The organism is Photobacterium sp. OFAV2-7 (assembly GCF_022347985.1).
GTDB lineage: Bacteria > Pseudomonadota > Gammaproteobacteria > Enterobacterales > Vibrionaceae > Photobacterium.
On record NZ_JAKRFQ010000161.1, the window covers coordinates 1 to 7458 of the forward strand.

Annotated in this window: 7 protein-coding genes and 1 tRNA gene; 5 read left to right on the forward strand and 3 right to left on the reverse strand. The window is 48.8% G+C overall.

Annotation, left to right across the window (positions count from 1 at the left end; all coding sequences use genetic code 11):
- Nucleotides 1-1407, reverse strand: a 1407-nt coding sequence (gene pepA, locus MHN01_RS10740) for a leucyl aminopeptidase (RefSeq protein WP_239411355.1), incomplete at its 3' end; no start/stop codon positions are given.
- 193 nt (nt 1408-1600) lie between these two features.
- Between pepA and lptF the strand changes: the two genes are divergently transcribed.
- A complete protein-coding gene (lptF, locus tag MHN01_RS10745) occupies nt 1601-2701 on the forward strand; it encodes an LPS export ABC transporter permease LptF (RefSeq protein ID WP_239411356.1) in 1101 nt (366 codons plus the stop codon).
- On the forward strand, nt 2701-3771 hold the full coding sequence (gene lptG / locus MHN01_RS10750; protein WP_239411357.1) for an LPS export ABC transporter permease LptG: 1071 nt from the start codon (nt 2701-2703) through the stop codon (nt 3769-3771). Before lptF ends, lptG begins: the two co-directional genes overlap by 1 nt.
- Before the next feature lie 38 nt (nt 3772-3809).
- Here lptG and MHN01_RS10755 read toward each other — a convergent pair whose 3' ends face one another.
- Nucleotides 3810-4304, reverse strand: coding sequence for an RDD family protein (locus MHN01_RS10755; RefSeq protein ID WP_239411358.1), 495 nt, complete (start codon nt 4302-4304; stop codon nt 3810-3812).
- Nucleotides 4305-4549: 245 nt separating this feature from the next.
- Between MHN01_RS10755 and MHN01_RS10760 the strand changes: the two genes are divergently transcribed.
- The 3 genes from MHN01_RS10760 (at nt 4550) to MHN01_RS10770 (ending at nt 5323) form a co-directional block, all read left to right on the forward strand.
- A complete protein-coding gene (locus MHN01_RS10760) occupies nt 4550-4753 on the forward strand; it encodes a hypothetical protein (RefSeq protein WP_075767049.1) in 204 nt (67 codons plus the stop codon).
- Nucleotides 4716-5105 (forward strand): hypothetical protein, encoded by a 390-nt coding sequence (locus MHN01_RS10765; RefSeq protein WP_239411359.1) that lies wholly within the window; start codon nt 4716-4718, stop codon nt 5103-5105. The genes MHN01_RS10760 and MHN01_RS10765 overlap by 38 nt, the downstream gene beginning before the upstream one ends.
- Before the next feature lie 133 nt (nt 5106-5238).
- A tRNA-Leu gene (locus MHN01_RS10770) sits at nt 5239-5323 on the forward strand.
- 153 nt (nt 5324-5476) lie between these two features.
- On the opposite strand, the gene MHN01_RS10775 is transcribed toward MHN01_RS10770, so the two are convergent.
- Nucleotides 5477-6757: a carbohydrate-binding protein gene (locus MHN01_RS10775; RefSeq protein WP_239411360.1), complete on the reverse strand. Its 1281-nt coding sequence runs from the start codon at nt 6755-6757 to the stop codon at nt 5477-5479.
- Nucleotides 6758-7458: the final 701 nt, after the last annotated feature.

The window sequence follows — 7458 nt, forward strand, 5'->3', positions numbered from 1 at the left end:
ACCTGCGATATCCAGGTGCGCCCAGTTATACTTCTTGGTGAAGCGGGACAGGAAGCAGCCTGCTGTAATGGTACCGGCACCTGGCGAGCCCAGGTTCGCCATATCGGCAAACGGGCTGTTCAGTTGCTCTTGGTATTCATCTGACATCGGCAGGCGCCACGCGCGGTCACCCGCCTGTTCGGAAGCATTGATCAGCTCATGAGCAAGAGGGTTATGGTTGGCAATCAAACCGCTGATGTGGTTGCCAAGGGCAACCACACAGGCACCGGTCAGGGTGGCTACGTCGACAACGCATTCTGGTTCGAAACGCTCAACATACGTCAGGGCATCACACAGCACCAGACGGCCCTCGGCATCGGTGTTCAGCACTTCGACTGTCTGGCCAGACATGGTGGTGAGGATATCGCCCGGACGGTAGGCATTGCCTCCCGGCATGTTCTCACAGCCAGCCAGGATACCAACGACGTTAATCGGCAGGTTCAGCTTGGCCAGCGACTTCATGGCACCGAAGACGGTTGCTGCACCGCACATGTCGTACTTCATCTCGTCCATCTGGGCTGATGGCTTGATAGAAATACCGCCGGAGTCAAATGTCAGTCCTTTACCGACCAGGACAATAGGCTTGGCATCAGGATCCGGACTGCCCTTGTACTCGATCACCGACATCATGGCTTCGTTTTTCGAGCCTTGGCCAACCGCCAGGTAAGATGTCATACCCAGCTCTTTCATTTCCTGCTCGCCGATGATCTTGGTGCTGACTGTTTCAAAGTCATCCGCCAGGCGACGAGCCTGTGAGGCCAGATAGGCAGGGTTTGCCACGTTTGGTGGCATATTGCCCAGATCTTTACCGGCTTTCACACCTGAGGCAACAGCCAGACCGTGGGCAATCGCACGCTCACCCAGCGACAGCTCGCGGCGGGTCGGGACATTGAATACCAGCTTGCGCAGCGGACGGCGAGTTTCCGGCTTGTTGCTCTTGAACTGATTAAAGGTGTAAAGGCTGTCTTTGGTCGTTTCTACTGCCTGGCGTACCTTCCAGTAGGTATCACGGCCTTTGACGTGCAGTTCTGTCAGGAAGCAGACGGCTTCCATCGAACCGGTTTCGTTTAGGGTGCTGATAGTTTTCTTGATGATTTGCTTGTACTGACGCTCATCAAGTTCACGCTCTTTACCACAACCAACCAGTAATACACGCTCTGATAATACGTTTGGTACATGGTGAAGCAGCAGCATCTGACCCGGCTTACCCTCTAAATCGCCACGACGCAGCAGGGAGCTGATATAGCCGTCACTGATTTTATCGAGTTGCTCGGCAATTGGAGAGAGGCGACGTGGTTCGAAGACGCCGACGACAATACAGGCACTTCGCTGTTTCTCGGGGCTACCACTTTTTACACTGAACTCCATGCGTACTCCTACATCCTATAAAGACAATTAGAGCCAAATGTTAGATAATACCGCACTTACTTGCTGGACCGCCGTTTCGGTATAGGATTAAAGTGCAGGTTAACATTTAGCCGAAAGATTAAAAAATAACTACTTAACCGAAAAACTATAGTGATTCCAGCAAAAAAACAAGTTTTCTATGGGTATATAAAGCGTGATTATTGTTCGGTATTTGACACGTGAGACATTAAAGAGTCAATTCGCGGTTCTTTTTGTTCTTTTTCTTGTCTTTATCAGCCAAAAATTTATTCGAGTTTTGGCTTCAGCCACAGAGGGTTCAATTCCCAGTGATTTGATCTTGACCTTGATGGGGCTGTATATGCCGTCAATGGCATTGTTGATGTTACCACTTAGCCTCTATATCGGGATTTTGCTGACTTTTGGCCGATTGTATGCCGAAAGTGAAATCACCGTGATGAATGCGACGGGTATTGGGAATAAGTTCCTGATCCAGGCGGCGTTATGGCTGGCGGTGATCACAGGCTCGTTTGCTGCCTTTAACTCGCTGTGGCTGGCGCCCTGGTCTGTCGAGCAGGAAACCAAGGTGATGGAGCAGGTTGAAGCGGACTCCGGTCTGGAGCTGTTGGTTAAGGGGCAGTTCCAGGCGGCGCCTGACGGTAAAGGCGTGGTGTTTGTTGATGACATCACCGATAGTGGTACCCGTCTGCATAATGTTTTTGTCGCCCAGGTTACCGCGCGGGATACCATGCGGCCGAGTGTTATGGTGGCAGAGCGGGGTTATGTCAGTGAGCTGGAAGATGGCCGTCAGGTATTGGATCTTCAGGCAGGCACACGCTATGAGGGTTTTCCGACTCGTCTTGATTATTCGGTAACGGAGTTTGATGGCTATCAGGCGCTGATTGGCCAGCGTGCGGTACGCGAGAAAAGCCGCGACTGGGATGCGTTGCCGACGCTTGAACTGATGCAGCGTCCTGAACTGGCGGCAAAGGCCGAATTCCAGTGGCGGGTATCGCTGTTCCTCTGTATTCCTTTGCTGACCATGGTGGTTGTACCGTTGTCTGCGGTGAACCCGCGTCAGGGGCGCTTTGCCAAGCTGTTCCCGGCGGTATTGATTTATCTGACTTACTTTCTGTCAATCAGTGCCGGTAAATCGGCGGTTGAAGACGGGGGGCTACCGCCGGCCATTGGTCTGTGGAGCATTAACTTAATGATATTCCTCATTGCTGTGGGGTTAAATGTTTGGGATACCTTGCCGGTTAGACAGATGAGAGAGAAATTAAGGAGACGCGGCTAGTGTTTAAGATTCTGGACTTGTACATTGGCCGAACGATCATCGCTACCACGACGCTGACGCTGTCCACTTTGGTGGGGCTGTCGGCGATCATTAAATACGTTGAGCAACTGCGCAAGGTCGGTGAGGGCACTTATGATCTCTGGAAGGCGCTGGCTTTTGTTTTGCTCAGTGCCCCGCGTGATATCGAGATGTTTTTCCCGATGGCCGTATTGCTTGGCGCGTTGATTGGCTTGGGGACATTGGCATCCAGCTCCGAGCTGGTTGTGATGCAGGCGGCTGGTTATTCCAAGCTGGATATCGGACTGTCGGTGCTAAAAACGGCGGTACCGCTGATGCTCATCGTTACGTTACTGGGTCAGTGGGGTGCGCCTGAAGCGCAGAAGGCGGCCCGTGAACTGCGTGCTTTGTGGACATCGGGCGGAAGCATGCTGTCTGTTCAGCGGGGCGTATGGGCCAAAGATGCTAATGACTATATCTATATCGGCCAGGTTCATGAGAAGAGCAACTTGAATGCGGTAAATGTCTGGCAGTTTGATGACAACAATGAGTTGGCCCAAACGTGGTTTGCCAATAGTGCTTCCTACCATGAGCAGGAAGGATGGCTGCTGGAAGACGTAACCATTACCGATATTACTGATGTTCAGCAGTCGAACACGAAGTATGCCACGCTGCCTTGGAAGACGACACTGACCCCAGACAAGCTGGCAGTGGTTACTGTAAAGCCGGAGGAGCTGGCCTTGTCCGGGGTATATGAATATGTTTCATACCTGAAAGAGTCAAAACAGGATGCGGCGCGCTATGAATTAGCCTTCTGGCGTAAGGCGCTTCAACCTGTATCCATTGCCGTTATGATGCTGCTGGCGCTGTCTTTTGTTTTCGGGCCGCTACGCTCGGTAACGATGGGGGCAAGGGTACTCTCCGGGGTAATATTTGGTTTTGCCTTCTATATATCTAACGAAGTGTTTGGCCCGATGAGTATCGTTTACCGGCTTCATCCGATGATCGGTGCACTTGGCCCGAGTCTGGTGTTCCTGTTTATAACTATTTATCTGCTAAGGCGGAAACTATAGAAGAGAAAAGGAGCCAGTCGGCTCCTTTTTTAATACTGTTAGTTTGGCTTAGGGAGCATAATCATTTCGCATTCGGCCATCATATCCTGAAAGGACTGCTTTTCTTTGTTAAAAGGGGCCAGAAGGTTGCCGAGGCCAAATGCCGAGGTACCTATTCGGATCAACGCCTGAGTCAGGCGAATATTGCTTCCGTCTTTGTTTTGCAGCCGCAACTTCCAGGCCCGCATGCCGATTGTCTGTCCGCCACGGCACCAAAAATAGGTGAAGAAGCCAATAATGACGAGGGCCAGATAAGCCGTGTAAAACATGCTTACAACAGGGTGCTCGGTAAGATAGGCACTCGCATCCTGATAGTCGCCGAGGTTGAGTATGCCGAGGTTGAGCAAGATAGCGACACATGCCATCGCTGCCCCGCCAGCGAGCATCAGTACGGCAGCCACGACCAGAGAGTCGTAAAGCCATGCCCCCAGGCGGCGAAAAAGCCCCGGATATTGCTTGGTCAGTTTAACGTCCTGTTGTTTCTTCTGTTTCATCAATTCACCACGTCTCTATTGGTTTGTCAGCTCTGTTGTTTCGCTACTGAGGAAGCCGCAACGCGGATGCGAGTGGGCCGCATAATAACGTTTCGGCTGAACAGACTTCAGGACGGAGTGTAACAACTAACGTTGATGGCGTGAATCACTTGGCTTTCGGAAATGAGAAGGGAAAAGCCGCTGGATTGACGTTTAGCAGCTATCCTTAATTTTCAGGCCCCTGTGAGTTAATGAGGAGAAACCTAATGGCTGAAGAAGTGAAGAATACGACCAACTGGCCGGACTTGGCGGGAGCGCTTTATGACAAGTTGACTGAGCGGCATGCGGAGTTGACGTATGATTTCCATAATGTCGAGGTCAGTGTTCCCAGCGGAGCAGGTGATAAACCGGATCATTCGGTCTGGAAGTTTAATGGCAGTATCAGTATCCGGGGACGAAACCTGGACTAGTATGGTGCCATTGAATATTCAGGGTCAGCTGGACATCGAGGTGGATGGCGAGGCAATCCATCTCGACGCCCGGGAAGACTGCATGTTATTGACGTTGACAAGGCTGGCCACCCTAGCCTCTGTTGCCCGGGTTCTGTCGCAGCTGCCTCGGACGCTCCATACCAAGGCCTCTTTGTCTCATTTAACTGTGATTTGTCCTTATATTGAGATCAAGATTGGTGAGGACACTGTTTTGCAAATAAGTCGACGTCATGGCTTCCTGTCATCGCTGTGGCCGCACCAATTTGTCTTTGGAAATAAAAAGCTATGGCTTCGTGATAGCTTTAGTTTGTTACGCAGCTATTTTAGGTAACTGTCTTGCTGCACAATGTTTAGCCTTGCTAAGTGATTGTTGGTCAAATATAAAGCAGGCGAGCGCAGATACATGGCCGGCATTGAATAAATGCTTGCGCATGGTGCTTCGATACGTATAATGACCCGCATCTGCCCGAGTGGTGAAATTGGTATACACGACGGATTCAAAATCCGTTTCCTTCGGGAGTGACGGTTCAAGTCCGTCCTCGGGCACCAAGATTTAACAAAAAAGCCTCAGCTAACGCTGAGGCTTTTTTGTTTCTGCTGTTTGTCATTTCAAGATAAAGTCAAAATATACTAAACAGACACAGCGCGTATGCCATCGGCATACACGCTGTGGATTGATGTTGCTCTGTCAGCCAGGTGCGATTATAGCTTAACGAACAGTGTAGGCTCTGTATCAGGTGTCCACTTAGCCTGAGAAATATGAGCTGAAGTCACTTCATAGCGCTCGCCCTTATAGGTAACAACATCACCTACCACATAGCTAACATTAACAGTCCACAGGGTACGTGGCATGCTGTTTACCCATAGGCTTGAAGTTGATGATGGTGCCCAGTCGGCCTGTGCGGTGTGGGCAACAATCGCTTTGTAGAGAATGTTGTCGTGCATTGCATAATCGCCTTCAGCATAGGACTTGCCGACTGTCCAGGCTGGGGTGTAGTTGTCGATTGTGTCAAATACATATCCGGCTTCTTTTGCGATCTTGAGGAACTTAGCCAGTTTTGGCAGGTTCTTAGTCGCGCCCATACCACGTTTGCCATCTTCGAACAGGAAGTCATGGGTCAGGACTATGACTTTGTCAGCATGCAGCGGTGTGCCACAAGGGAAAGTCTGTGACTTTGAGTTAATAGGCTCGATTGTGGTTGGTGCACAAGCATTTAGTGCTGCATCAACATAGCCTAAGAATGCATCGGCTTCTGTCAGGCTGTTCGCTGGCATTGGAATCCCCCAGTTCTCGGGTGCCCAGTCCAGATCCCAGCCATGAATTTGGTAGTTCTTGTTAGCCAGGATATCGGTTGCGGCCATACCCGCTTTTACACTGTTAGAAGGGTTTTCTGGATCACAGACAAATCCTGGTTCCCAAGGTTTGAAGTCATCAGATGTTGCACACAAACCGTCGCTTTTGAATTCCTTCGCTACTCGCCAGCCATTAGTGTATGGCATACGGGCTAAATTATGGCCTTTGTAGTTCGGGTACGAGTCAATGTTTGGAATATATGACTCGATAACAGTGATGTTTTTGTCAAACATTGACGCATCGAAAACAGGATCCTGGTAGGAGTTGAGCTGGTGGTTACCTGTTGCATTACACTCGGCTGCGCTATTCGGGCCAAATTCTTCGACACAGTTATGTACCATGTGATCATAACTATGGTTTGCTACAACGTGCCCGGAATCAAGCAGGTACTGAAGGGCTTCCAGAGCTTTGTCTTCGTTTTCGTCTGCAATACCGTCAAGGTGCCAGGCATTGACATAGAAGGTCCCTTTCACGCCTGCTTCATTTAAAATATCAACAACAGGAATCGTTGCGTTCACAATGCCATCATCAAATGTTAGATAAATAGTGCCTTTAGGCGCGGCCTGTGCTGTCGCAGATGTAGCAAGGATTGCACCGGTACATAGTATGGACAAAAGTGTCTTTTTCATTTCGTTATTCCATATTGGTTGGTTGGTAATCAATATTATTCTCTGGCTCAATACTATTAGTTAGCCCTGTATTGCCTAACATTATTAGCACTGATTTTTATTGATATAATCCATAGTGTTATTCTCTAACTGCGCGTCACTATGCAATGAATTACTCTGGGTATACTTTTATCGCATTAATATTTCGAGTCATATCCCAATTATGAAGGGGAGTTAAACTTATTGGGTTTAAATTGTTTTTTCTGTTTTTTGAAATCTCAAATATAAACTTACTATTTGAAATGAGAAGCTCTTCACGTTAATGCAACCGGTTGCGCTTTTACTTTTGTTTTATTTGGTTACAATTTTCATATCACCAATATGATTTAAAAATACAACTGGAGAGCGGGATGAAAAAGATTTTGCTGTGTTGTAGTGCTGGTATGTTAATACGCTTGGGTATAGGTTCAATCAGCCAAAGATTGTGGTATAGCGAGTCAGGCTGAAGCTCAATCAGTTAGTTCATTTGATCAGGTAACTCAATATCTTGATATTTGCCCTCCGGGTCATAAAGTGCGTTTCTTGCTTGAATAGCTGAGAGAATAGTGAACAAGCACGGAAAGAAAATTGATGCTATCTCTCCTATGGTTTATGGAATGATGATAATGAGTTGAAGCTCTAGAATAGGATCTTTAAATAATGGGTAAAAATTTTAGTCAGTA

Bases quoted from the DNA above. Each gene is read 5' to 3' on its own strand.
- MHN01_RS10760 (WP_075767049.1), top strand. From the start codon at position 4,550: ATGGCTGAAGAAGTGAAGAATACGACCAACTGGCCGGACTTGGCGGGA.
- MHN01_RS10755 (WP_239411358.1), bottom strand. From the start codon at position 4,304: ATGAAACAGAAGAAACAACAGGACGTTAAACTGACCAAGCAATATCCG.
- MHN01_RS10765 (WP_239411359.1), top strand. From the start codon at position 4,716: ATGGCAGTATCAGTATCCGGGGACGAAACCTGGACTAGTATGGTGCCA.
- MHN01_RS10775 (WP_239411360.1), bottom strand. From the start codon at position 6,757: ATGAAAAAGACACTTTTGTCCATACTATGTACCGGTGCAATCCTTGCT.